The 23,520-nt window shown below is 68.8% G+C and carries 20 protein-coding genes; 16 read left to right on the top strand and 4 right to left on the bottom strand.

From position 1 onward, the window contains the following. The first annotated feature begins 211 nt into the window (after nucleotides 1–211). The 3 genes from EBE87_RS18415 to EBE87_RS18405 are packed head-to-tail and all read left to right on the top strand — an operon-like array spanning nucleotide 212 to nucleotide 2,609. Nucleotides 212–889, top strand: coding sequence for an MBL fold metallo-hydrolase (locus EBE87_RS18415; RefSeq protein ID WP_158600790.1), 678 nt, complete (start codon nucleotides 212–214; stop codon nucleotides 887–889). Further along, a complete protein-coding gene (locus EBE87_RS18410) occupies nucleotides 886–1,809 on the top strand; it encodes a hypothetical protein (RefSeq protein ID WP_147425929.1) in 924 nt (307 codons plus the stop codon). Before EBE87_RS18415 ends, EBE87_RS18410 begins: the two co-directional genes overlap by 4 nt. Then, on the top strand, nucleotides 1,806–2,609 hold the full coding sequence (locus tag EBE87_RS18405; protein ID WP_120636563.1) for an HpcH/HpaI aldolase family protein: 804 nt from the start codon (nucleotides 1,806–1,808) through the stop codon (nucleotides 2,607–2,609). Before EBE87_RS18410 ends, EBE87_RS18405 begins: the two co-directional genes overlap by 4 nt. A 14-nt stretch (nucleotides 2,610–2,623) precedes the next feature. Here EBE87_RS18405 and EBE87_RS18400 read toward each other — a convergent pair whose 3' ends face one another. Then, on the bottom strand, nucleotides 2,624–3,358 hold the full coding sequence (locus EBE87_RS18400) for a carboxymuconolactone decarboxylase family protein (protein WP_147425931.1): 735 nt from the start codon (nucleotides 3,356–3,358) through the stop codon (nucleotides 2,624–2,626). A 124-nt stretch (nucleotides 3,359–3,482) separates the two neighbouring features. Between EBE87_RS18400 and EBE87_RS18395 the strand changes: the two genes are divergently transcribed. From EBE87_RS18395 to EBE87_RS18370, 7 genes are all read left to right on the top strand, one after another. Continuing rightward, nucleotides 3,483–4,463 (top strand): Bug family tripartite tricarboxylate transporter substrate binding protein, encoded by a 981-nt coding sequence (locus EBE87_RS18395; RefSeq protein WP_158600791.1) that lies wholly within the window; start codon nucleotides 3,483–3,485, stop codon nucleotides 4,461–4,463. A 35-nt stretch (nucleotides 4,464–4,498) separates the two neighbouring features. Then, the gene (locus EBE87_RS18390; protein WP_120636566.1) at nucleotides 4,499–5,464 is read left to right on the top strand and encodes a Bug family tripartite tricarboxylate transporter substrate binding protein; all 966 of its coding nucleotides are present in this window, start codon (nucleotides 4,499–4,501) and stop codon (nucleotides 5,462–5,464) included. Nucleotides 5,465–5,528: 64 nt separating this feature from the next. Next, entirely contained in the window at nucleotides 5,529–6,881 is a 1,353-nt protein-coding gene (gene hflX / locus EBE87_RS18385; RefSeq protein ID WP_120636567.1) for a GTPase HflX, read from the top strand. A gap of 217 nt (nucleotides 6,882–7,098) precedes the next feature. After that, entirely contained in the window at nucleotides 7,099–7,902 is an 804-nt protein-coding gene (locus EBE87_RS18380) for an IclR family transcriptional regulator (protein ID WP_120636568.1), read from the top strand. 146 nt (nucleotides 7,903–8,048) lie between these two features. Beyond that, nucleotides 8,049–8,204 carry a hypothetical protein gene (locus EBE87_RS29045; RefSeq protein ID WP_158600793.1) on the top strand — a complete coding sequence of 52 codons (156 nt, stop codon included), beginning with the start codon at nucleotides 8,049–8,051 and terminating at the stop codon, nucleotides 8,202–8,204. Next, nucleotides 8,201–9,238: a D-2-hydroxyacid dehydrogenase gene (locus tag EBE87_RS18375; RefSeq protein ID WP_158600794.1), complete on the top strand. Its 1,038-nt coding sequence runs from the start codon at nucleotides 8,201–8,203 to the stop codon at nucleotides 9,236–9,238. The genes EBE87_RS29045 and EBE87_RS18375 overlap by 4 nt, the downstream gene beginning before the upstream one ends. Nucleotides 9,239–9,309: 71 nt before the next feature. After that, nucleotides 9,310–10,845, top strand: coding sequence for an ABC transporter substrate-binding protein (locus EBE87_RS18370; protein WP_120636570.1), 1,536 nt, complete (start codon nucleotides 9,310–9,312; stop codon nucleotides 10,843–10,845). 219 nt (nucleotides 10,846–11,064) lie between these two features. On the opposite strand, the gene EBE87_RS18365 is transcribed toward EBE87_RS18370, so the two are convergent. Then, a complete protein-coding gene (locus EBE87_RS18365) occupies nucleotides 11,065–12,666 on the bottom strand; it encodes an ABC transporter substrate-binding protein (protein ID WP_120636571.1) in 1,602 nt (533 codons plus the stop codon). 631 nt (nucleotides 12,667–13,297) lie between these two features. Then, nucleotides 13,298–14,296: a Bug family tripartite tricarboxylate transporter substrate binding protein gene (locus EBE87_RS18355; protein WP_120636573.1), complete on the bottom strand. Its 999-nt coding sequence runs from the start codon at nucleotides 14,294–14,296 to the stop codon at nucleotides 13,298–13,300. Nucleotides 14,297–14,668: 372 nt separating this feature from the next. Between EBE87_RS18355 and EBE87_RS18350 the strand changes: the two genes are divergently transcribed. After that, the gene (locus EBE87_RS18350) at nucleotides 14,669–15,358 is read left to right on the top strand and encodes a glutathione S-transferase family protein (protein ID WP_120636617.1); all 690 of its coding nucleotides are present in this window, start codon (nucleotides 14,669–14,671) and stop codon (nucleotides 15,356–15,358) included. A gap of 61 nt (nucleotides 15,359–15,419) precedes the next feature. Then, nucleotides 15,420–15,815 carry a DUF4112 domain-containing protein gene (locus EBE87_RS18345; protein WP_233553001.1) on the top strand — a complete coding sequence of 132 codons (396 nt, stop codon included), beginning with the start codon at nucleotides 15,420–15,422 and terminating at the stop codon, nucleotides 15,813–15,815. Between the two features lie 152 nt (nucleotides 15,816–15,967). Here EBE87_RS18345 and EBE87_RS18340 read toward each other — a convergent pair whose 3' ends face one another. After that, on the bottom strand, nucleotides 15,968–16,828 hold the full coding sequence (locus EBE87_RS18340; protein WP_120636618.1) for a DMT family transporter: 861 nt from the start codon (nucleotides 16,826–16,828) through the stop codon (nucleotides 15,968–15,970). Nucleotides 16,829–16,944: 116 nt separating this feature from the next. Between EBE87_RS18340 and EBE87_RS18335 the strand changes: the two genes are divergently transcribed. The 4 genes from EBE87_RS18335 to EBE87_RS18320 all read left to right on the top strand — a co-directional run bounded on the left by EBE87_RS18335 (nucleotide 16,945) and on the right by EBE87_RS18320 (nucleotide 23,388). Further along, nucleotides 16,945–18,333, top strand: a complete 1,389-nt coding sequence (locus EBE87_RS18335) for an aminotransferase-like domain-containing protein (protein ID WP_120636575.1) — start codon at nucleotides 16,945–16,947, stop codon at nucleotides 18,331–18,333. 307 nt (nucleotides 18,334–18,640) lie between these two features. Beyond that, the gene (locus tag EBE87_RS18330) at nucleotides 18,641–20,215 is read left to right on the top strand and encodes a GMC family oxidoreductase (protein ID WP_120636576.1); all 1,575 of its coding nucleotides are present in this window, start codon (nucleotides 18,641–18,643) and stop codon (nucleotides 20,213–20,215) included. Beyond that, on the top strand, nucleotides 20,212–21,618 hold the full coding sequence (locus tag EBE87_RS18325) for a M20/M25/M40 family metallo-hydrolase (protein ID WP_120636577.1): 1,407 nt from the start codon (nucleotides 20,212–20,214) through the stop codon (nucleotides 21,616–21,618). Before EBE87_RS18330 ends, EBE87_RS18325 begins: the two co-directional genes overlap by 4 nt. A 189-nt stretch (nucleotides 21,619–21,807) precedes the next feature. Then, nucleotides 21,808–23,388 (top strand): ABC transporter substrate-binding protein, encoded by a 1,581-nt coding sequence (locus tag EBE87_RS18320; protein ID WP_120636619.1) that lies wholly within the window; start codon nucleotides 21,808–21,810, stop codon nucleotides 23,386–23,388. The last annotated feature ends 132 nt before the right edge of the window (nucleotides 23,389–23,520 follow it).

Raw genomic sequence — 23,520 nt, 5'->3', positions numbered from 1 at the left:
TGGGCCTATGCCATGCAGCATCAGATACGTCGCGCCTAATCCAAATCCACCGAAAGGAAGCGCCGGGACAATGAAGAGCCAAGATCCTGACAAGGATGGTCACGTCGGACATGCCCATGGCGGTGCATTCGGCCAAACCGGGGAACTGCCCCGGGCGATTACGCCGGATTGCCTGTGGACCGGACGGTGCCTTGCCAGCAGCGTGCCTGACATGCACGCGCATTACTCGCTCTATCTGCTCAAGGGCTCCACGAAAACGATCCTGATCGATACTGGCCATCCCATCCACTGGGACGCGGTGAGACGCGACGTGGACACCTTCCTGGCTGGCCGCTCCATAGACTACATCTTCCCGACGCATAGCGAGCTTCCGCATTCCGGCCTGCTGGAGCGCTGGATGCGCGAGTTTCCGGAGGCCGTCGCGGTAGGAGACCTGCGGGACTACCCGCTGTACTATCCTTCCCTCCAGAAGCGCTTCCGGCACGTCGCGGCCGGCGACACGCTCGACCTCGGCGACCGGCAGTTCCTGTTCCTGCCCCCGGTGTGGCGTGACCTGCCCGATACGCTCTGGGCCTTCGACACCAAGGACCGCATCCTCTTTCTCTCCGACGCCTGCGCCTACTTCCACGCCCATGTGCCGGGCCAGTGCGATCACCTGAGCAGCGAGATCGCACCGCCCGACATCGCCATGATGCAGGACTTCAACGACAAGGCCCTGCACTGGCCGAAGTTCACCGACAGCCGGCCGACCTTTCCCGAGATGGATGAACTGATCGCCCGCCTGCGCCCACGCCTTCTCGCCGGCGCCCATGGTTGTGTGGTGGACACGCCGGAAAGCACGCTGCCGCTTTTCAAGCAGGGTATCGCGATGGGGCCCGTGGCGGCATGAGCGCACCGGTATCCATGGAAACCGAGGGACTGGCAGAGATCATCCCTGGCACGCTCTTCGCCACCGGGGGCTGGCTGGATGTGGCGGCGCGTCCCATCAGCTGGCTGCCGCAGGGCGCGCGCGGCCTGTTGCCGGTGCAGGGCTATATCCTGCGGGATGGCGGGCAGTGGCTGATGGTCGATACCGGATTGGCCGTGCACTGGCCGCTGATTGCGGATGGCATCCGCAACACACTGGGCGGCACGACCGAGCGGCGCCTCATCACCACGCGGCGCGAGCAGGATTGCATGATCAACCTGCCAGCTATCCTCCAGGACTTCGGCGTGCAGGAAGTGCTTTATGCCGGCGTTCTCAACCCGTTGGATTTCTTCGAGGGCGTCGAGGAGACAAGCGCGGCCGCGCAGATCGAGGCGACACCTGGCCTGCGCGCCGTGCGCATCGCACCTGGTGTGATCACCCAGGTCGGCCGCCTGCGGCTGGAGGTGCTGCGGGTGGAGTTGCGCCTGCTCGCCACCAACTGGTTCTACGAGGCGGCAACGCGCACGTTGTTCACGTCGGATGCCTTCGCCTTTCTCGCCCGCCCGGCCGGAGCCTGGGCCCCTGGCCTTTCGCGGCTGCGGGGTCGGGACGAGACACCGATGCGGGCCGATGACATCGCGCTCTACCTTTCGGCCAAGATGGACTGGCTGGTCGGCATCGACCCCACGCCCATTCTCCGCGATCTCGATAGCATCCAGTCCGCACGCCCGATCGACCGCCTGTGCCCCGGATTCGGCCTCGTGATTGAGGGTGAGGAGGCGGTGCGCGAGGCTTTCGACCGGATGCGCGAGGCGCTGCATATCCTGGCCTCCCGGCAGCGGACGGCCTGGCGCTTCCCGGATGCCCTGCTGGCCTTCACGGCGGGAGAGGCGGTGGAATGAGCGGCTTTCCCGGTAGCGCCTTCCGGGCGCGTATGGCGGCGGGGCAACTGGCGCTCGGCAGCAACCTGCGCCTGTCGCGCAGCGCGGAAGCGGGGCCGATCCTGGCGGCCTGCGGCTTCCACTGGGCCATGCTCGACTTCGAGCACAGCCCGGCCTCGCCGCATCTGGCGCATGACATCGCGCTCTCGGCCATTCGCGCCGGCATCCTGCCCATGGCGCGCCCCTCCAGCCACGACCCGCATGAGATCGCGGGGCTGCTGACCAACGGGGCGCTCGGCCTCGTGGTTCCGCATGTGGACACGCCGGAACAGGCGGCCGCCGTGGCACGCGCCGCGCGCTTCGCGCCCAGGGGGAACCTCTCGGTGCCGGGAACCCTGGCGCATTTTGGATATGATAAAAGCCTCGCGGAAGCCTGCGGGATCTTCAACGAGGAGGTGGTGGTGGTCGTGATGATCGAGAGCCGCGCCGCCGTCGCGAATGTTGAGGCGATTGCGGCCGTGCCAGGGGTGGATGGCCTGTTCATCGGGGGCTCCGACCTGCTCTGGGATCTCGGGCTGGCCGGCCAGTACGATTCGCCCGCACTGCGGGACGCGGTGGAGCGGACCTGTGCCGCCGCCGCGCGCAACGGCCTCTTCGCTGGCATGGGCGGGCCGCGCGACGAGGGACCCTGGCAGGGATTCCTCCGCGCCGGCATGCGCATGATCCTGACGGAGAACGACCTTTCCCTGATGATGCGCGGCGCCCGCGACCGCCGCGCCTTCTTCGAGCGGGCGCTCTCGGCCAGTGACGTGACGGCCTGAACGCGATGTTGACCCTAGGCGCCCGGGGTCAGCATCAGTGGGCCCTGCCCGGAGGCTTCCGCCCAGGCGGCGAAGAGGGGGGAAGGGGTGACGCAACCGCTGCGCAGCAGTTGCAGCCAGATGTCGGCCGCGCGCACGAAGGCATTCACCCCGCGTGGCCAGATGATCAGGCTCATCGCCTCCGCCATGGCGCGTTCCTCCAGCCGCGCCGCATAGGAGGCTTCCAACTCGACGCGCAGCCCCCAGAGATTGCCGCGGGCGGCGTGCACGGACAGGCGCAGCAGGCGGGCCGTTGCATCGGGCAAGGGGCTGCCCGCATTCAGGGCCGCCGCGCCGTCAAGATAGCTCCGCGCCGCATCGAGCCCAGGGAAAAGGGGTGCCCAGGCCTTCGGCAGGAAGGCATGGGCCTCGACACCCATGGCCCAGCCGGTCTGCCGGAACACGGCGTCGGCCAAGTCATCGCTGCCTCCGTGCTCGCGGAACAGCGCGACGTGATGCGTACCCACGCCCTCGTCGCATGCCGCCAGGATCGCCAGCCACACGCATTCCCGTTGCAGAGGCGGCAGGCCGCCTTCCTCGAGGGTGAGCGCCCGGTACATCGCGCCGTAGGTCTCGTGCAGATGGGGCAGGGCGGCCGCCAGCAGGCCGCGATGCGGCAGCACATAGCCCCGCGCGTCCCGCAGCGACCGCATGGCCTCGCGGACCCGTTCCACCTCCGCCGCGCCATCATCGGCCCCGGTCTTGCTCATGCGCTCCTGGCTCCTTCGAAGCGGCTCGCCTGCTGCGCGGCAGGTCTCTCCGCCAATGACTGCGGTCAATCACATTGGCCCTGGCTGCCCAAATCCAGCAAGGCGGGATGCCGCCAGGAGGATCATGATGCGACGCCGTGAAGCCCTCACCCTTTTCTCCCTTGCCATGCTTCCGGGCGCCGGCAGCGCGCTGGCGCAGGCGCCTTGGCGGCCGACGAAGCCTGTGACACTGCTGGTGCCCTTTCCGCCCGGCGGTGCCACCGACCTCTGCGCCCGCGCGCTGCAGCCGGGCTTGCAGGCCGCCCTGGGTCAGACTGTCATTGTCGAGAACCGCCCCGGTGCCACCGGCGTCGTCGGCACGCGCGCCGTCGCCGCGATGCCGGGGGATGGTCATGTGCTGCTCGTGAATGCCAGCGGCACGATGACCATCCAGCCCATCGTGATGCAGCAGCCCGGCTTCGATCCCGAGCGGGACTTCAAGCCCGTGGTGCTGGCCATGAGCGCGCCGAACGTGATCGTGGTGAATCCGCAGGTCCCCGCGCGCGGCGTGGCGGAACTGAAGGCCTGGATGGCGACCCAGGGCGACAAGCTGTCCTTTTCCTCTTCCGGGATCGGTTCCTCGGAGCAGTTGGGCATGGAGCTGTTTCTTCTGCGGACCGGCCTGAAGGCGCTGCACGTGCCTTTCGCCGGCGGCGCGGCCGCGATCACCGCCGTGATCCAGAACACCGTGCCCTTCTCCATGGTCAATTCCGGCACTGCCGCGCCGCAGATCACCTCGGGCCAGATCCGCATGGTGGCCGTGGCCGGCCCGCGCCGCCTGACCTGGGCGCCGGAGGTCGCGACCATGGCGGAGCAGGGCCTCCCCGACCTGCATTCCCTCTCCTGGACGGGCCTCTTTGTCCCGGCCGCGACGCCTGAGCCGGTGGCCGATGCGCTGCATGCCGCCATCGCCGCCACCCTGCGCCAGCCCGAGGTCGTCGAGCGGCTGGAGCGCATCCGCTTCGTGGTGGAGGGCGGGAGCCGTGCTGAGCTTGGCGCCCTGGTATCCGGCGATCTCGCACGCTGGCGGGGTGTGGTGAAGGATGCCGGCATCGCCGTGAACTGACCGAGGCTTACCCTTTCAAAGACAGGACCTGCCCCATGCCCATTTCCCGCCGCGCGGTCCTGGCCGCTACCGGCTTCGCCGCCGCCTCCGCCCATGGCGCGCGCGCCCAGCCCGCCTGGAAGCCCAACCGCCCCATCCGGCTGATCGTTCCCTTCACCCCCGGCGGCACCACGGACCTGCTTGGCCGCCTCGCCGCGCGGGGCATGGAGGTCGCGATGGGCGCCTCCGTCGTGGTGGAGAACCGTGGCGGTGCCGGCGGCGCGATCGGCAGCGACCTCGTCGCCAAGTCGCCGCCGGACGGCTACGCGATCGTGCTCTCGAACATCGCCTCCCAGGCCATCGGCCCCGCGGTGTGGAAGCAGGTTCCCTATGACCCAGTGCGGGACTTCACGCCCATCGGCCTCATCGCCGCTGTTCCCAGCGCGATCGTGGTCGCGGCGGATAGCCCGATCAGGACCATGACCGACCTCATCACGCGGGCGAAGGCCGGCACCGTCCGCTTCGGCTCCACCGGCATCGGCACCTCCAGCCATGTGAAGCTGGAGTTGCTGAACCGCGCGGCCGGCGTGCAGATCCTGCATGTTCCCTATCGCGGCTCGGCGCCGGCCGTGGCGGATATCCTGGGCGGGCAGATCGAGGGGCTGATCGCGGCCGTGCCGGATGTCGGCCGCAACGAACGGCTGCGCATGCTCGCCGTCACCACGCCGGAACGTGCGGTGCGCTGGCCGGATGTGCCCAGCGTGCGGGAATTCGGACTGGAAACGCTGGTGGCCACCAACTGGTTCGGCCTGTCCGGGCCGGCCGGCGTTCCGGAGCCGGTGGCGGACGCGCTGCACCACGCCCTGGCGAAGGGCCTTGCCGAGCCCGGCACCGTGGAGCGCCTGCTGGATTTCGGTGCCGGCCCGAACAGCATGAGCCGGGAGGATTACGCGGGCCTCATCGCGTCCGAGGTCACGCGTTGGAAGAACATCGCGCGGGAGGCCAATATCCAGGGCGAGTGAGCAGCCCAGCCCATGCGAATCCGGGTGCGGCCAGATGGCCGCACCCGTGCTATTGAGAGCGACCATGGAGACCAAGCCCCCCACGCCCCGCGCTGTTCTTGTCGGCATCCAGACGCCGGAGGTCGATGACGTCGCGCATGAAGCCAGCCTCGAGGAACTCGGGCGCCTGGTGAAGACGCTGGGCTACGAGGTGGTCGGCACGGTGTCCCAGCGCCGCGAAGGCACCGGCGCCGGGTCGTTGCTGGGCAGCGGCAAGCTGGCGGAACTGGCGGCGCTGACCGGTGGCACCGGCGTGGTCAGCTCGATGGCGCCGCCCCCGCGCTCCAAGGCACGCGCAAGGTTCGAAGCCGCCGCCGAGGCTGCTGAGCCGGCCGAGGCCGATCAGGACGCTGCCCGCAAGCCTGAGTTCGTGATCGTGGACCATGAACTCTCGCCCAGCCAGATCCGCAACCTGGAGCGCGCCACCGGCGCCGAGGTGCTGGACCGCACCGGCGTCATCGTCGAGATCTTCCACCGCCATGCCAAGACGCGCGAGGCGAAGCTGCAGGTGGAGATGGCGCGCCTGAAATACGTCGCCCCCCGGCTGCGGGAATCCTCGGGTGGCGGTGAGCGGCGGCAGGGCCCGGGCGCGGGCGAGAGCACCCTGGACCTCGACCGCCGCAAGATCCGCGACCGGCTCGCGGAACTGAAGGACCATCTGGAAGCGGTGCAGCGCGACAGCGACCACCGCCGTTCCGCGCGGCAGGACCAGCTGCGGGTGGCGCTGGTTGGCTACACCAATGCGGGCAAGTCCTCCCTGATGCGCGCCCTGACCGGCAGCGAGGTGCTGGTGGAGGACAAGCTTTTCGCCACCCTCGATACCACCGTCCGCATCCTGCAGCCGGAAACCCGGCCGCGCGTGCTCATCTCGGACACGGTCGGCTTCATCAAGCAGCTCCCGCACGACCTGGTCGCCTCGTTCCGCTCGACCCTGACGGAGGCCCTGGAGGCCTCGCTGCTGCTGTTCGTGGTCGACGCGTCGGACCCGACCTACGAGGCGCAGCTGGAAGTGACCCGCGGCGTGTTGCGCGAGATCGGCGCGGATGCGGTGCCATCCCGCCTGGTGCTGAACAAGATGGACCGCGTGGATGCCGCCGGCCGCGCCGCCCTGATCGAGAAGCATCCCGACGCCATCCTGCTTTCCGCCCATGCTCCGGAGGATGTGAGCGCGTTGCGCGGCACCATCATCGCCTTCTTCGAGGCCGAGATGGTGGAGGACGTGCTGGCGCTGTCCTATGCCCAGCAGGGGCTGATTGGCGAGATCTACAACAGCGTGCGGGTGCTGTCGGAGGAATACGACGAAAGCGGGCGGGTGCTGAAGGTGCGCGGCTTGCCTGGAGTGATCGCGCGGCTGAAACGGAGCCTGGCGGCATCATGACGCGGAAGGCCCGCAGGCGTCTCTGCGGCAGCCTCCATCGGCCCGGCCTGGCAGCGCCAAGGTAGCCCCGGGTTCGCGACAGCCGCCATCCACTCGGTTCCCCGGCACGCAGTGGCAGGAATATCGCTGAGCCACTGCGGATTGGATCTTTGCGACATGTCATCGGCGTGCTCGGATCACGTCCTGCGCCGTCCTGGCAAGGGTTCCGGGATGGACCATGTGGAACGCCGCCTTGGTGACGATGACGCCCAGGAACCGATCGAGCCATTCGCGCCAGGAGGGGACAGGAAGCCTGCGGCGTGCCCTGGCCCTTCTGAGGGAACTGGGCTCGGCCGAGGAGGGCGGGCTTCGGCTGACGGAACTGGTTGGCCGCACGGGGCTGGAGACCTCCACGGCCCATCGCCTGCTCGCCTGCATGGTCGAGGAAGGCTTCCTGCAGAAACTGGACAACAAGCGCTACATGCTGGGCCCCCAGCTCTTTGAGCTGGGCCTGGTCTCCGCAGCGCGGATAGACCGCTATGCCGCGGCCGAGGAGCCTTTGCGCGACCTTGCTGCCCGCGTGGGCGCTGTCGCCGTGCTCAACCAGCGCAGCGCGTGGGAAACCATCTACCTCAAGCGCGTCGCCTGCCCGACCCCTGGAATGGCCATCAGGGGAACGGTCGGCACGCGCCTGCCCATTGGCATCGGGGCGGGCGGCGTGGCCTTGCTGGCAAGCATGGCGGCGGCCGAAGCCGAGGAACTGCTGCGCGCCAATGACCATCGCTACCGCCGCTTCCACCGCCATGCACCGGACCTGCTGCGGCGCCGGCTGGAGCGGGCCCGCAGGGACGGGTTCGCCGTCACCGAGAGCTTCCGGCATCCTGGCGTGAATGCCCTTGGCCTGGTCGTCCCAACCGGGGCGGGCCACCCGGAGCTGTCGCTCGGCCTCGTCGGCCCAGGGATCGACGCCAGCCACCCGGGCCGCCTTATCGGCGAGATGCAGCGCACCGTGCATGAGATCGCCGCAGGCTGCCGCAGTTGAGTGACCGCCCCTGCCGCCGTCTTTCCAGCGACCATAAACTTTCCACATCTTGGGAAAGATTGGCTGGGGCGGCCTCTTTCCCGGGCGCGCCGCCGGCCTGACCATGCCGTCGCGGAACCGCATTCCGCGACGGAGAGAAGCCACCCATGATTGAAGCCTCTACCCTATGCTGCCGCGGCAAGGTGGCTGCGCCCCCCGTCGCGGGCACCGGCATCCTGTTCACCGATGCGAAGGCGGAGCCCCACATGCCGGCGCTGAAGGGGCAGATCACGTCAGGTGCCGTGCTGGAGGCCGTGGCATGAGCGGGCGGCAGACCATCGTCATCGCGACCCCGCTGGAGGCGGAGCATGTCGAGGCCCTGCGCGATGTCGCGCCCGGCCGGCTGGAGGTGCTGCACGAGCCTGAACTGCTGCCGCCCATCCGCTACACTGCCGACCACAAGGGGGCGCCCTTCACGCGTGACGCAGCGCAGGAGCAGGCTTGGCGGGCGCTGCTGGCCAAGGCCGACATCCTCTGGGACTTCCCGCCGGCCGAGCTGCTCGACAGCATGCCGAAGCTGCGCTGGATTCAGGCGACCAGCACGGGCGTCGGCCCACTGGCGGCGAAGCTCCGGCTGGCGGAGCGTGGTGTCACCGTCACCACGGCGCGCGGCGTGCACGCCGGGCCGCTGGCTGAATGGGTCTTCATGGCGCTGCTGCAGCATGCCCGTGGCCTGGATCACCTGCGGCGGGAGCAGGCGGCGCGGCGTTGGGTGCGCTACTGCGGCGAGGATCTGGCCGACCGTACCCTGCTGCTGATCGGCGGCGGCGACCTCGCGCGCGGCTGCGCCCGCATCGGCAAGGCGCTTGGCATGCGAGTCGTCGCCCTGGTCCGCCGCCCCGGCCAGGAGCGGTCCCAGGCGGCGCTCTTTGACCAGATCGCACCCGTGTCCGACCTGCTGGAACTGCTGCCGAAGGCGGATGCGGTGGTGGTGACGGTGCCGCACACGCCGGAAACGGAAGGGCTGTTCGGCGCCGCCGCTTTCGCCGCCATGCGGCCCGGCGCAGCCTTCGTGAACATCGGCCGCGGGGCGGTGGTGGAGCACGCGGCACTGCGCGAGGCGCTCGGGAGCGGGCAGGTGGGCTTCGCCGCGCTGGACGTGACGGAGCCGGAGCCCCTGCCGCCGGAGGACCCGCTCTGGGCCATGCCCAATGTGCTGATCAGCCCGCATTCCGCCAGCACCGTGTCACGCGAGAATGCGCGCATCGCCGCGATCTTCCGTGAGAACCTGTTGTGCTGGCTTGATGGCAGGCCGGAGGCCATGCGCAACATCCTGGCCCCGGGCCAGCTCTACTGACCTGCCGGCGCCACCCGCGCGATGCATGGCCGGTGCCGAACCACCGGCACCTGAATGAAGGAGATGATGGCATGAAGCTGCTGCCGAGACTGGCCCTGGGCCTGTCCATGCTGCTGTCCGCACCGGCCATGGCGCAGGAACTGCGGATCGGCATCCAGTCGCCGCCCAGCACGCTGGACCCGCACTGGCTGCTGAACCTGTCGAACACCGGCGCGCTGCGCAACATCTACGAAACGCTGGTCACCCGCGACGGGCAGATGCAGTTGAAGCCGGGGTTGGCACAGTCCTGGCGGGTGCTGGACGACACCACATGGGAGTTCCGGCTGCGCCCTGGCGTGCGTTTTCACGATGGCTCGCCGCTGACCTCGGCAGATGTCGTGGCCTCCTTCCAGCGGGTGCCGAACGTACCGGGCAACCCGAACCCCTATACCATCTACCTCGCCGGCGTGACGGCCGTGGAGCCGGTGGACGACCTCACCCTGCGCATCCGCACCAACGGGCCGCTGCCGATCCTGCCGACCAACCTGACGCAGATCTTCATCGTCCCCCGCTCGGTGGCGGAGAAGGGCAATGCGGAATTCAACACCGGGGCGGCCGCGATCGGCACCGGCCCCTTCCGGGCCGCGAGCTGGTCCACCAGCGCGCCGCTGGTGATGCGCCGCAACGAAGCCTGGTGGGGCGGCACCGTGCCCTGGGAGACGGTAAGCCTGGTGCCGATCCCGGTGGACAGCGCCCGCGTCGCCGCGCTGCTCGCGGATGATGTCGATTTCATCAACAATGTTCCGTTGCAGGACGCGCCCCGCATCCGGGGCGACCAGCGCTTCGCCCTGTTCGACGGCCCTTCCGTCTATGCCGCCAACCTCTACCTGGACGTGGAGCGTCCGAACCCGCCCGGCGTCGAGGCGGAGGGGCGCAACCCGATGCTGGATGTCCGCGTCCGCCGCGCCATGTCACTGGCACTGAACCGGGAGGCGATCGCGCGGCAGATCATGGAAGGCTATGCCGACCCGACGGACCAGCCGGCGCCGCCTTTCGTCTTCGGTGCTCTCCCCGACCGCCCGGTGCCGGGCGCGGACCCGAACACGGCCCGAGCCTTGCTGGCGGAAGCGGGATTTCCGCAGGGCTTCGGCCTGAACCTGTTCTGCTCCCCGAGCCGGACGCCGCGGATCTGCCAGGCGATGGCCGCCGCCTGGACCCGCATCGGCATCCGCACCACGGTCGAGATCGTACCGCAGGCCACCTTCCTCACCCGCCGCAACAAGCGGGAATACGGGGCCTTCGTGACGGCCTTCGGCTCCCTGACGGGCGAGACCTCCTATCTGCTCGGCTCGCAGCTGCACTCCGCTGGCACGGTGCCGGGCCTTGGGACGCTGAACTTCACCGGGCTTGGCTTGCCGCAGACAGATGCGCTGATCCAGCGCGCCCGCGCGACCCTGGACGATGCCTCACGCGCGCAGCAACTGCGTGAACTGATGCAGCATACGGTGGACCACAGCTTGATCATCGGGGTCGGCCTCCTGCGCTCCGTCAACGCAGGACAGGCCCGGCTGAGCTACAAGGCGCGGGCTGATGAGGAGGTTCTGGCCGTCGAAGTCAAAGCGCGCTGATACGACGAGCTAGGCGGCGGGAGGCGATGGCCGTGCCGGTTCACGCGCAATCCCTGCCCGCCTCCCAGGAAAGCGGAGAGGGGAGCGCCAGTATGGAGCTTCCCGGCTCCCCGGCGGAATGTTTCGGCGATCGAGGCCAGCTCCAGCAGGGAACACGACGATCTCTTGGGAGTTCTCCGGAGGGAGAAAGCATTCCCCCTCCTTGTTCTGCTCGGACGATCAGGCCCGCTCCAGGTTCCACATGATTGCGAAACCTGCCACGCGCCCCTTCAGGTTCTTGTTGATCGCCGTCATGGATTTGTAGGCCCCAACAGGAATGTAGGGCAGTTCGTCCATGACGATGCGCTGCATATCCTCAGCGATCTTCTTCTGTGCGGCGAGGTCCGGGGCCACGAACCATTCGTCGCGCAACGTCTCCAGTTGCGGCACATCCGGCCAGCCCACCCAGGCGCCCGCGCCATTGCCGCGCAGCGGGAAATGCGCGGAAGGATCGACAAAGTCGAAGGACGAGAAGGAGGTCAGCAACATGCTCCAGCCACCTTTGTCCACCGGCTCCCGCGACGTGCGGCGCTGCACCACCGTGCCCCAGTCGCCGAGCGCGATATCCGCGTTGAAGTCCAGCCGGCGGACCAGATCAGCCGCCACCTGGGTCATGGCGGAGGGAGCCAGGATGTCGGTCGGCCCGATCAGGCGCATCAACTCGTTGTTGTAGCCGGCTTCCTTCAGCAGCGCCTTGGCCTTGTCCACGCTGCGGGGGCCCATCAGCGGCTCCAGCCCCACTTGCGACGCCAGTGGCGTGCCAGGAGTGAAGACGCCGACATTGTCCATGTAGATGTCAGGCTCCAGCCCGACGATGGCGCTCATGAAGTCCGTCTGGTTGATGGCGGGCAACAGCGCCTGGCGGATCTTCTTGTTGTTGAAGGGCCCGTGCAGGTGGTTGAAGCGCAGCACCCCCACCAGCGGCAGCGGGTCGATCTCCTCGATGGAGATCTGCCGGTTCCGCTTCAGCAGCAACTGGATCTCCGGCGGCGGCTGCTCGAACCAGTCGATCTCACCGGTTTGCAGGGCAGCAGCGGCCGTGGAAGCATCCGTGATGATATGCCACTCGACGCGCTCGAACTTCGGGAGCTTCGGGCCAGCCGTCAGGCTGGGCGTACCGGCCGGCGTGGGGCTGTAGGCGTCGTTGCGCTCGTACACCACCATGCTGCCGGAGTTGAACTCGTCCTCCTTGAAGCGGAAGGGGCCGCAGCCGGTGGTATCGCGGATCTGGGTGAAGGCGTCGGTCCTGGCCAGCCGCTCGGGAATAATGAAAGGTGGGCTGTTGCTGACCTGCGCCAGGGCATTCAGCAGCAGTGGAAAACGGCGCTTCATGCGGAAGCGCAGGCGGCGGTCGTCCACCACCACCAGTTCATCCACGAATGTCGCCAGCTTCTGGCCCATCGGGCTGCGCTTCATCCAGCGGTTCAGGCTGGCAACGGCATCCTGGGCGCGCACCTTCTCGCCATCGTGGAAGCGAGGGCCATCGCGCATGGTGATGGTGACGGTGCGGCCTTCATCCTCCTCGACCGCGCCTTCCGCCAGTTGCGGACGCGGTACGAAACCCGCATCCATGCCGTACAGCATGTCGTGGATCATGTAGGCATGGTTGCGGGTGACGTTCGCCGTGGTCCACACCGGGTCCAGGCTGGTCAGATTGGCTTGCGGAACCAGTTTCAGGACGCGCTGGCGGGCGGGCTGGGCGATGGCGAAGCGGGATGGTGCCGCCACGGCAAGGCCGGCGGCGGCGCCTGCCCCAGTGAGCAGTGAACGTCTTTGGATCATGAAGCTTCTCCCATTCTTGTCGCGCCATGGAATGGGAGGTTGCGCGAAAGTGCAACCCTTCTGGAGGTCCGGAGCATCAGCGCGTCGGCAGAAACCAGCGCAGCTGGCTGAGAAGCAGGATGATGCTCTGTCCGAGGTCGAGCCCCGAACCAGCCACTCTCTGAACAACGGATCCGAAAACCTACATCTGCCGACGCGCCGGCGGGAGCGACAGATGCAGCGCTTCAAGTGGCAGGAGCAGGCCCAGCGATTCCTCGCGGCATACATCATGATTTGCGGCCACTTTGGTCCAGTGCGGGACCTCATCGCCGCCGTATATGTGAAGGCCTCCCGGGCTGGCGCGAGGGGAGATGCGTCCAGACAGTGGCGCAAAATCGCGCACGCCTATGCATGCAGATAAACCCGGCGCTGCGCTGAACAGGTTGGCAGTCTTCGCCAGGTTGCTGGAAAGGAAGGCCGGGGGAAGGTAGCAGGAATCACCTGCATCAGGCACCAGGATGAGGCATGGCTCAGTCGCGCTGCCGAGCACGCCGGCCTGAGAACCGACTGATGCGGCGCATGTGCCAGGCCTCAACCCAGTGGCTGTCATGACCGGCCTCGCACCTCCTACCGATCCATGTCGATCTCCGCCCTAGTCCAGCTTCAGCCCGATGCGCTGGACGATGTTCTGGTAGAGCGCGAATTCGCGGTCCAGGAAGGCGCGGGTAGAGGCGGGGGTGCTATCCAGCACGGGGGTGGTGCCGGTGCTTTCCAGCCGCTCACGCACACGCGGCTCAGCGAGTGCCGCATTGGCGGCCTTGCTCAACGCCCCGGCGATGTCCTGCGGCATATCCTTGGGCCCGACCATCACCGTCCAGGTGGTCAGCTCGTAATCCGGCAGCACGGCTTCCGCGACGGTGGGCACGTCCGGGAAGTTCGGGTCGCGCTGGCGGGTGGTGACGGCCAGCAGCCGCAGCGCGCCGTCGCGCACTTGGCCGACGACGGAGCCAAGCTGGTCCACGGCATAGAGCGTCTCTCCCTTGATGAGGGACTCCGCGGTCTGCGAGCCGCCGCGGTAAGGGATGTGCTGTGCACTGGTGCCGGCAAGGTTCGCCAGATAGTCGGCGCCGAGATGCGCCACGCCGCCGACGCCGGAACTGGCATAGGCGATCCGCCCGGGCTCGGCGCGCAGCCGTTCGACCAGTTGCTGCAGCGTGGTGATGCCGGAATTGGCCGGCACCACCACGCCGAGCGGACTGGTGCCGACCACGGTGATCGGCGTGAAGTCTCCGGTCGGGTGGTAGCGCGCGGCGCTCGCGCCCGATGCGGGCGCAACGGCCAGGGTGGAAGCGGAGCCCACCAGCAGCGTGTAGCCGTCCGGGCGGGCGCGGCGGACATAATCCGCCCCGATCGCGCTGCCGCCGCCCGGGCGGTTCTCCACCAGGGCGCGGCCCTCGGCGGTGAGAAGCGGGCCGATGCGGTCCGCGAGGAGGCGGCCGGCCAGGTCATTCGCGCCGCCAGGGGCGAAGGGGACGATGACGGTGATCGGGCGGTCTGGAAAAGCGGCCCAAGCTGGTCGCGCAAAGGTGAGCCCGGTGGCGGTGAGGGCAAGAGTGGCGGTTCGGCTGCCAAGGCAGCGTCGGGTCAGCATGGTTACGTCTCCTCGCCGGCCTCTCGTGGGCCGGTCAGGGAGCAGTCTGCCCAAACCGGAGCGCAGCGTCACCCGCCGTAGTTCCCCGGACATTTGCGGACGGCCTCCCGGCCAGTCAGAGGCAGAAGCGGCGCCACCCCGGGGTGTGCGGCCCTGAATGCCCGGTGCTGATCTTCGCCAGGAGCCGCCCCCCTGGGGAGTGGCACCATAGCGCCCTTTCCCGCGAGTCTTGCCCATGGGGGACTTGTGCGATCATACTTTCCCCAACGCGCCGACCGGCGCGCGGCCGGCAGCCGCCATCTTCCAAGTGCTTCCCGCTTGTGGGCGGTCCAGGCCTTCCCTGGAAACCTGTTCCGGCACAAGATGCCTGCCATGGCCATGCAACTGCACGATCTGGCTGGCGCGGATCCTCGCCGGCGCTTTTCCCCTTATTGCTGGCGGACCCGTATGGCCCTGGCACACAAGGGCTTTGTTCCCGAAGCTCTGCCATGGCGCTTCACGGACAAAGCGGCGATCGCGGACTCCGGCAGCGACAAGGTTCCCGTGCTGCGGGACGACGGCCGCGTCATCGCTGATTCCTGGCATATTGCCGAATATCTTGAAGACACCTATCCGGACCGCCCAAGCCTGTTCGGCGGCCCGGGCGGCCGTGCCCTGGCCCGCTTCGTCAACGCCTGGGCGGATGCGACCGTGATCGCCGGGCTGGCGACGCTGATCGTGGCTGACATACCGGCCATTCTGGCGCCCGACGACCTGGCTTACTTCATCCGCAGCCGTGAGGCCCGCTTCGGACGCCCATTGCCGGAAGTGACCGCCGACCGGGACGAGCGGGTTGTGCAGTTCCGCCAGTCTCTGCATCCGGCGCGCATGATCCTGCGTGAACAGCCGTTTCTGCACGGCGATGCACCGGCTTACGCGGACTACATCCTGTTCGGCGGCTTCCAATGGGCGCGCTGCGTCAGCTCCTTCCCGATCCTGGTGGCTGATGACCCACTCTACGCCTGGCGGGAGCGCATGCTTGATCTGTTCGGCGGCCTGGCGCGGAGCGCCCCCACCGCCTGAGTGGTGTCAACGATGAGGCGTGGCAAGCGTTAGCCTGCTATCGCCTGTGCAGAGGAGTGTTATGGGCCGCTACACACCTCCGGTTGCTCAGCGGCTAGGCATGGGCACCGGAAGCGGGTCGGAGGCCCGCCTCGAGATCCTGGCGCGCCTTTTGGACAGCCGGTGGCGAGTTCCCGGTACCGGTATCCGGTTCGGCGCCGATGCCCTCATGAGCTTGCTGCCGGGCGTGGGCCCGGTGGTGTCCACGGTCGTCTCCGCATACATCATCTGGGAAGCGCGCCGGCTCGGCGTGTCCGGCGGAACTCTGCTCCGCATGATCGGCAATGTCGGCCTGGATTCGTTGATCAGCTCCGTGCCGCTGGCTGGCTCTGTCGGCGATGTCTTTTTCCGGGCCAACCTCCGCAACATGGCTCTCCTGCGGCGGCACATGGGGCGGCAGAACCATAAGCCGCGCTGAGAACGGCCCCGGCGCCAAGTCACCAAGGTGGCCTACCCTGCGCCCTTCCTGACCCAACACCACCCCGCACGACATGGCCACGGTCCCTTTTAAGAAGGGCTTCGATGACAGCGGCCAGTCCTCTCCCGGCCAGCAATTCGCCCTGCCTTCCGTCAGGCAGACCGCTTGGCGCCCGCGACGCAGAGCACCACGAGACCAGTGGTGGCGAGCATGGGCCAGGAGACGATCTCGCGCAGCAGCAGCGCGGACAGGACCAGGCTGATGAACGGCTGCAAGAGCTGGAGCTGGCCGACACGGGCAGTGCCACCCAGCGCAAGGCCGCGGTACCAGAAGACGAAGCCGATCAGCATGCTGAACACCGAGACGTAGGCGAAGCCCAGCCAGGCAGGGGCACCGACGGCTGTCCAGGAGGCAGGAAGCGTGGCCAAGGCGAATGCCGCCATCAGGGGCAGTGCCAGGAGCAGGGCCCAGGAGATGACCTGCCAGCCTCCGAGACGCCGGGAGAGGACGGCGCCTTCCGCATAGCCGAGGCCGCACAGCAGGACGGCCGCGATCATAGAAAGGTCGCCGCGGAGCGACCCGGCACCGCCATTGACCAGAGCGAAACCAGCGACCGCCGCCGCCCCGATGCCCGAGAAGAGCCAGAACATCGGGCGCGGCCGTTCGCCTCCGCGTAGAACGCCGAACAGCGCCGTGGCCAGCGGCAGGAGGCCGATGAACACCACGGAACGCGCCGCGCTGATATGCTGGAGCGCCAGGGCAGTCAGCAGCGGGAAGCCCACCACCACACCGGCCGCCACGGGGATGAGGGCAACCCAGTCCGCACGCGCTGGCAGCTTCGGCCGGAACATGGCCAGGATGGCGGCGGCCAGAACGGCCGCGACCACGGCCCGCCCTGAGGTCAGGAACAGCGGTGATAGGTCGGCGACGGCAAGGCGCGTCGCTGGCAATGAACCGCTGAAGATCACCATGCCCATCAGGCCGTGAATCCAGCCCTCCACCGAACGATCCATCCACATTCTCCTCGGCGGCATTCATTGGAGAACTGGCTGCCCTATGCCAGAAACAGTTCGAGCAAACTGTACGGGTGCAGGTGGCAGCACAGTTGCTGCCTCCAGGAGGAGTGGGCATGGGCGCGACACGTACGGGGGAGGTCATGGAGGCCATCCGGGCGAAGCTTGCCAGCCGCGCCCTCGCAACGGGCGACCGGCTGCCTTCGATCCGCCAGTTCGCGGCGGCCATGGCCGTCGCGCCCTCCACGGTGGTTGAGGCCTATGACCGGCTTGCGGCCGAGGGCCTGATCCGCTCCCGCCGTGGCTCTGGCTTCTACGTGACGGGAACGGGCCTGCCGCCCATGGGCCTGGCAGCGGCCGGAGCGCCACGCGACCAGGCCGTTGACCCGTTCTGGGTCTCTCGGCAGTCGCTCGATGCGGACCCCGCCGCACTGAAGCCTGGGTGTGGCTGGCTTCCGGCGGGTTGGATGCCCCATGCCGCGCTGCGCCGCGGCTTCCGGGCCCTGGCACGCGCCGATGACAGCACGCTGGCGGATTACGGCCCGACCCGTGGCTCCCTCGTCCTGCGCCGCCTGCTGGCCGGGCGCTTCGCCGGGGAAGGCTTGGATATTGGCCCTGACCAGCTGCTGCTGGTGACCTCCGGCACCCAGGCCATTGACCTGATCTGCCGGTTCCTGCTCAGGCCGGGCGACACGGTATTGGTCGACGACCCCTGCTACTTCAACTTCCAGGCGCTGCTCCGGGCGCATCAGGTGCGGATCCTGGGTGTGGCCTATACCCGGTCGGGGCCTGACCTGGATGCCTTGGCGGCAGTGCTCCGGGCGGAGCGGCCGCGCCTCTACATCACCAATTCCGCGCTACATAACCCGACCGGCGCCACACCCAGTGCCCAGACGGTGCACCGCCTGCTCACCATGGCGGCTGCGCACGACCTGACAATCGTCGAGGACGACATCTTCGCCGACTTCGAACCCGAGCCATCCCCGCGCCTGGCGGTGCTGGATGGCCTGCACCGGGTGGTTCGCATCGGCAGCTTCTCCAAGACCCTCTCGGCCTCGATCCGCTGCGGCTACATCGCCGCTCGCGCTGACTGGATCGAGGGGCTGGTGGACCTGCAGCTTGCCACCGGCTTCGGCGGACCAAGCCCGGTGGCGACCGAGGTCATTGCCGGTGTCCTCTCCGGCGGCAGCTACCGCAAGCACATGGACGAGCTGCGGCAGCGGCTCACGCGCGCCCGGCGCGACACCGCTCGCCGGCTGGAGCCGCTCGGCATCCAACCCTGGCTGATGCCGCGTGGCGGCTTCTACCTGTGGTGCCAGCTTCCCGCAGGCCAGGACTCAACCGACATCGCGCGCGCTGCCCTGGCCGCCGAAGTCGTGCTGGCGCCAGGCAACGTCTTCAGTGTGTCGGGAACCGCGTCCAGCTTCCTGCGCTTCAACGTCGCACAAGCCGTCGATCCGCGGGTGTACGAGGTCCTGGCGCGGGTCATGGCGGCAGCGGGGTAGGGCGCGGTTCAGTCCTGCTTATTTCCGGAAGCGGAGAGACCGCTTCCGGCCACACCTTTCCGTTCCAGTCGGCACGGTTCTGAACAATGGTGCCGCAAGACTGCTGTTGCTCTGCAACGCAAAGTGCGTGCCGCGCGGCTGATCGAGGTCCGCGCTTCGCGGCATCGGCGCTTGTTCGGAAAAGACGCCGGCGAGTTGCCACGCGCCGCCATGACGGTGCAACGCCTGTTGAGCGACACGCCGGGTGGACTTCCCAGCAGCACGAAGAGCGCCCACAATCCCCGCAGGCAGGGGGAAGCGACCGGGCATGATCGAGGCCGAATACGATACCATTGTCATCGGCGGCGGCTCCGCCGGCGCCACGCTGGCCGCCCGCCTCAGCGAAGACCCGGCGCACCGCGTGCTGCTGCTGGAAGCCGGGCAGGACCTGCGCACCGCCGACACGCCCGAGCACATCCAGATCCCCAACCCGATGCGCGCCATCGGCGACGACGACTTCCGCTGGCCCGCCTTGCTGGCCCGCCGCACCGAGCGGCAGGAGCCGCGGCTGCTGTGGCGCGGGCGGGCCATGGGCGGCAGTTCCACCATTAACGGGCAGATCGCCATCCGCGCCGTGCCCGACGACCTGGACCGCTGGGAAGCCCAGGGCTGCGCCGGCTGGGGCTGGGACGCGATGCTGCCCTACTTCCGCAAGCTGGAAACCGACCGGAACTTCCCCGACGCGCCCTACCATGGCGACAGCGGCCCCATCCCGGTCTACCGAGCACCAATCGAGGACTGGGGCAGCGTCGATTGCGCGCTGCGCGAGGCGTCGCTGGGCCTTGGCTACGGCTGGTGCGAGGACCACAACGCCCCCACCGGCACCGGCGCCTCGCCCTATGCCATCAACAGCACCGCCGGGCGCCGCGTCTCCACCAATGACGGCTACCTGGAACCCGCCCGCGCGCGCGCCAACCTGCGCATCGTCGGGCATGCGCTGGTGGAAAGCATCCTGCTGGAAGGCAACCGCCCGCATGCCAGCGGCGTGCAGGTGCGCGTGGGCGGCGAAACCTATCGGCCGCGCGCCCGGCGCGAGGTGATCCTCTGCGCCGGCGCCATCCATTCCCCCGCCATCCTGCAGCGCTCCGGCATCGGCCCGGCGGCGCTGCTGGAACGGCTGGGCATCGCCGTGCGCGCGGACCTGCCGGTGGGCGAGAACCTGCTGGACCACCCGATCATCGGAGCCTTCCTGCACCTGCGGGACACGGCGCAGGTGGGCACGCTGATGCACCGCCACACCAACTGCTGCCTGCGCTACGGCTCGGGCCTCGGCGGCGCGGGCGAGAACGACATGATCATGATCGCCGGCAACCTGGCCGGCGCCGCGCTGTCGAAGAACGGGCCGGATTCCACGCGCGGCCGCATCGCCGTCTCGGTCTACCAGGCCTTCAGCCAGGGCCATGTCCGCATCACGACCCCCGACCCCACGGTCGACCCGGCGGTGGAGGAACGCATGCTGTCCGACGAGCGCGACCTGATGCGCATGCGGGACGGGGTGCGCCGCCTGCGCGAGATCTGCATGGCGGAGGGCGTGACCAAGGTGGCCCACCGCGCCGAATACGGCCTGACAGGCCGCTCCATGGAAGATGCGTTGACAGATGCCGAGCTGGACGACTGGCTGTTCAGCGAATGCGGCGACGCGCAGCACGCCAGCGGCACCTGCCGCATGGGCGCCGAGGATGACCCCCGCACGGTGGTGGACAGCGAGTGCCGCGTGCTGGGCTGCACCGGGCTGCGCGTGATCGACGCCTCCATCATGCCGGAGGTGCCGCGCGCCAATACCCACCTGACCACCGTGGCGATCGCCGAACGCATGGCCGACCGGCTGAAGGCGGCGTCGTGAGCGGGGCCGTCGCCGACGCGCTGGCCGCGCAGTCCGACGCCGTCCGCGCCCGGCTGGAAGCACTGATCCGCCTGCCCAGCGTCAGCACCGACCCGGCCTACGAGCCCGGCATGCGGGCCACCCGCGCCTATCTACTGGACTGGTTCCGCGAGATGGGCCTGCAGGAGGTGCAGGAGCTTGATGGCGGCGGCCACCCGGCGCTCTACGGCAGTTGGAGCGGCGCGCCGGGCAAGCCGACCCTGCTGATCTACGGCCACTACGACGTGCAGCCGCCGGACCCGCTGGAGGAATGGATCAGCCCGCCCTTCGAGCCCACTGAGCGCGACGGCTGCCTGTTTGGCCGCGGCGCCTCGGACGACAAGGGCTCCAGCGTCATCGCCATCGCCGCCGTGGAGGCCTGGCTGCGGCAGCCCGGCGGCTGCCCGGTCAATGTCAAACTGTTCCTGGAAGGCGAAGAGGAAGTCGGCAGCCCGACCTTGCCCGCCATTGTCGCCAGATACGGCGCGCTGCTGCGGGCGGATGCCATGCTCTCGGCCGATGGCGGCCGCGCCAGCGCGACCATCCCAACCATCAATGTCGGCGCGCGCGGCAATACCGGCTTCGAGGTGAAGCTCACCACCGCCGCCAAGGACCTGCATTCCGGCAAATATGGCGGCGCCGTGCGCAACGCGCTGCACGAGATGGCGAAGCTGGTCGCCAGCTTGCACGACGCGGAAGGCCGCATCGCCGTCGCCGGCTACCTCGACAGCGTGGCACCGCCCGGCAACCAGGCCCGGCACGACACCGCCGCCTTCGCGGTGGACGAGGCCGCCTTCTGCGCCGAGGTAGGCGCCGCCCCGCTGGGCGAGCCCGGCTACACGCTGCGCGAGCGGCTGACGTTGCGGCCGTCCATCGATGTCAACGGCATGTGGGGCGGCTATACCGGCGTCGGCGCCAAGACCGTGATCCCGCGCGAGGCCCGGGCCAAGCTGACCATGCGGCTGGTGGCGGGCCAGGACCCGGCGCAGGCGCGCGCGCTGGTGCAGGCACATCTCCAGGCGCAATGCCCGCCCGGCGTGCGGCTGGAGTTCAGCACGCAGGGCGGCGGCTCGCCGGCTTCCAGCCTGCCGCTCGGGCACCCGCTGGTGCGCGCCGGCAGCACGGTGCTGGAACGCCTGCTGGGCCAGCGGCCGGTGCCGGTGCGACTGGCCGCGACGGTTCCTATCACCGCGTTGTTCAAGCGGCTGCTGGGCATCGAGACGCTGATGTTCGCCTTCGGCCTGCCGGACGAGGACGTGCACGCGCCCAACGAGTTCTTCCGCCTGTCCTCCATCCCGCTGGGCCTGCGTGCCTGGGTGATGCTGCTGGAGGAACTGGGCCGGGTGGACCCCGCTGCGTTCCACGGAGCTGACGCTGCGCCGTGAGGCGGCTTTAATCCGCCTGCTCGCCTTCGCTGTGCTGCCTGCCTTGCCGCGACGGACATGGCGGCGGCTGACTCGCTGCCCAGCGCGCGTGCTGGCGTACCTTGCAGGAGCCACTCGAATCAGCGGCCTTGGGGCCAAGTGAGAAAGCTGCGTATCGTGACTGATTCGCAGCCCTTGAAGGAGACCTTCATGCGTCGTCGTTCACTGCTGCAGGGAATGGCAGTCTCCACCGCCGCCCTGGCCGCCCCGGCCCTCGCGCAGGGACAGTCCCGCACCCTGCGCTTCATCCCGCAGATCGACCTGGCCTTCCTCGACCCGCATTGGACCACGGCCAATGTGACGCGCAACCACGGCTTCATGGTGTTCGACACGCTCTACGGGCTGGACCAGAACGATGTGCCCTACCCACAGATGGCCGAAGGCCATGTGGTGGAGGATGACGGCCGGCGCTGGACCATTCGCCTGCGCGAGGGACTGTTGTTCCATGACGGCACGCCAGTGCTGGCGCGGGATTGCGTGGCCAGCATCCGCCGCTGGGGCGCGCGCGATGCCTTCGGCGGTGCCCTGATGCGGACGACCGAGGAGATCGCCGCTCCCGACGACCGCACCATCGTGTTCCGCCTGAAGAAACCTTTCCCCCTGCTGGCAGATGCGCTGGCCAAGACCACCGCCATGATGCCGGCCATCATGCCGGAGCGGATCGCGCGCACCGACCCTGGCGCGCAGATCACCGAGATCATCGGCAGCGGCCCCTTCCGCTACGTGCAGGAGGAGCGGCTGCAGGGTGCGCGCAATGTCTATGCGCGCTTCGACCGCTACCGGCCGCGCGAGGGCGGGCCGGCGCTGGGCACCGCCGGGCCCAAAGTCGCGCATTACGACCGCGTGGTCTGGACCACCATCCCGGATTCCGCGACCGCCGCCGGCGCGCTGATGACCGGCGAGCAGGACTGGTGGGAGCAGGTGGCGCATGACCTGAAGCCCATGCTGGCCCGCAACCGCGACATCCAGCTGCGGGTGCAGGAGGAAGCGGGCACCATCGGCATGCTGCGGCCGAACAGTACCCAGGCACCCTTCAACAACCCGGCCATCCGCCGCGCCGTCATGGGCGCCATCGACCAGGCCGCCTATATGCAGGCCATTGTCGGCGACGACCCCGCCAACTACCACGTGCCCACCGGCTTCTTCTGCCCCGGCACGCCGATGGCCAGCGAGATCGGGCTCGACCCGCTCCGCAAGCCACGCGACGACGAGGCGGTGAAGGGCGACATCCTCGCCGCCGGCTACAAGGGCGAGAAAGTGGTGCTGCTGGTGCCGACCGACTACGTGACGATCAAGGCGCTGGGCGATGTCGCGGCTGACATGCTGCGGCGGATCGGCATGAATGTCGATTACATCGCGACCGACTGGGGCTCGATGCTGCAGCGGCGGAACAACCGCGGCCCGGTGGAAACCGGCGGCTGGAGCCTCTTCGCGACCAGCTGGACGGGCACCGACTGGCTCAACCCGGCGACGCATGTGGGCGTGCGCGGCAATGGCGCGGCGGGCTATGCCGGCTGGTACGAGAGCGCCAAGCTGGAGGGCCTCTGCAGCGACTGGTTCGATGCGCCGGACCTCGCTGGCCGCCAGGCGATCTGCCGGGACATCCAGCATGTTTGCATCGAGGAAGTGCCCTACTACCCCCTTGGCCAGTTCAAGCAGCAGACGGCAACGCGTGGGGTGCAGGGCCTGCAAACCGGCTTCACCAAGTTCTGGGGCGTGCAGCCAGGCTGACCGGCGGAAGGCCCGGACAAGGCGTCCTCATCAAGGCACGGGCGGCATCCGTTCCGCCACCCGTGGTGCGACGCCGCCGCCTCAGCATTCCGATGGTGCTGGCGCTGCTGCCGGCGGCGCTGAAGCACCGAT

The organism is Teichococcus wenyumeiae, assembly GCF_003696345.1.
Taxonomy (GTDB): Bacteria; Pseudomonadota; Alphaproteobacteria; order Acetobacterales; family Acetobacteraceae; genus Pseudoroseomonas; species Pseudoroseomonas wenyumeiae.
The sequence above is the reverse complement of the archived record's forward strand: the minus strand, read 5'-3'. Positions and strand labels throughout refer to the sequence as shown.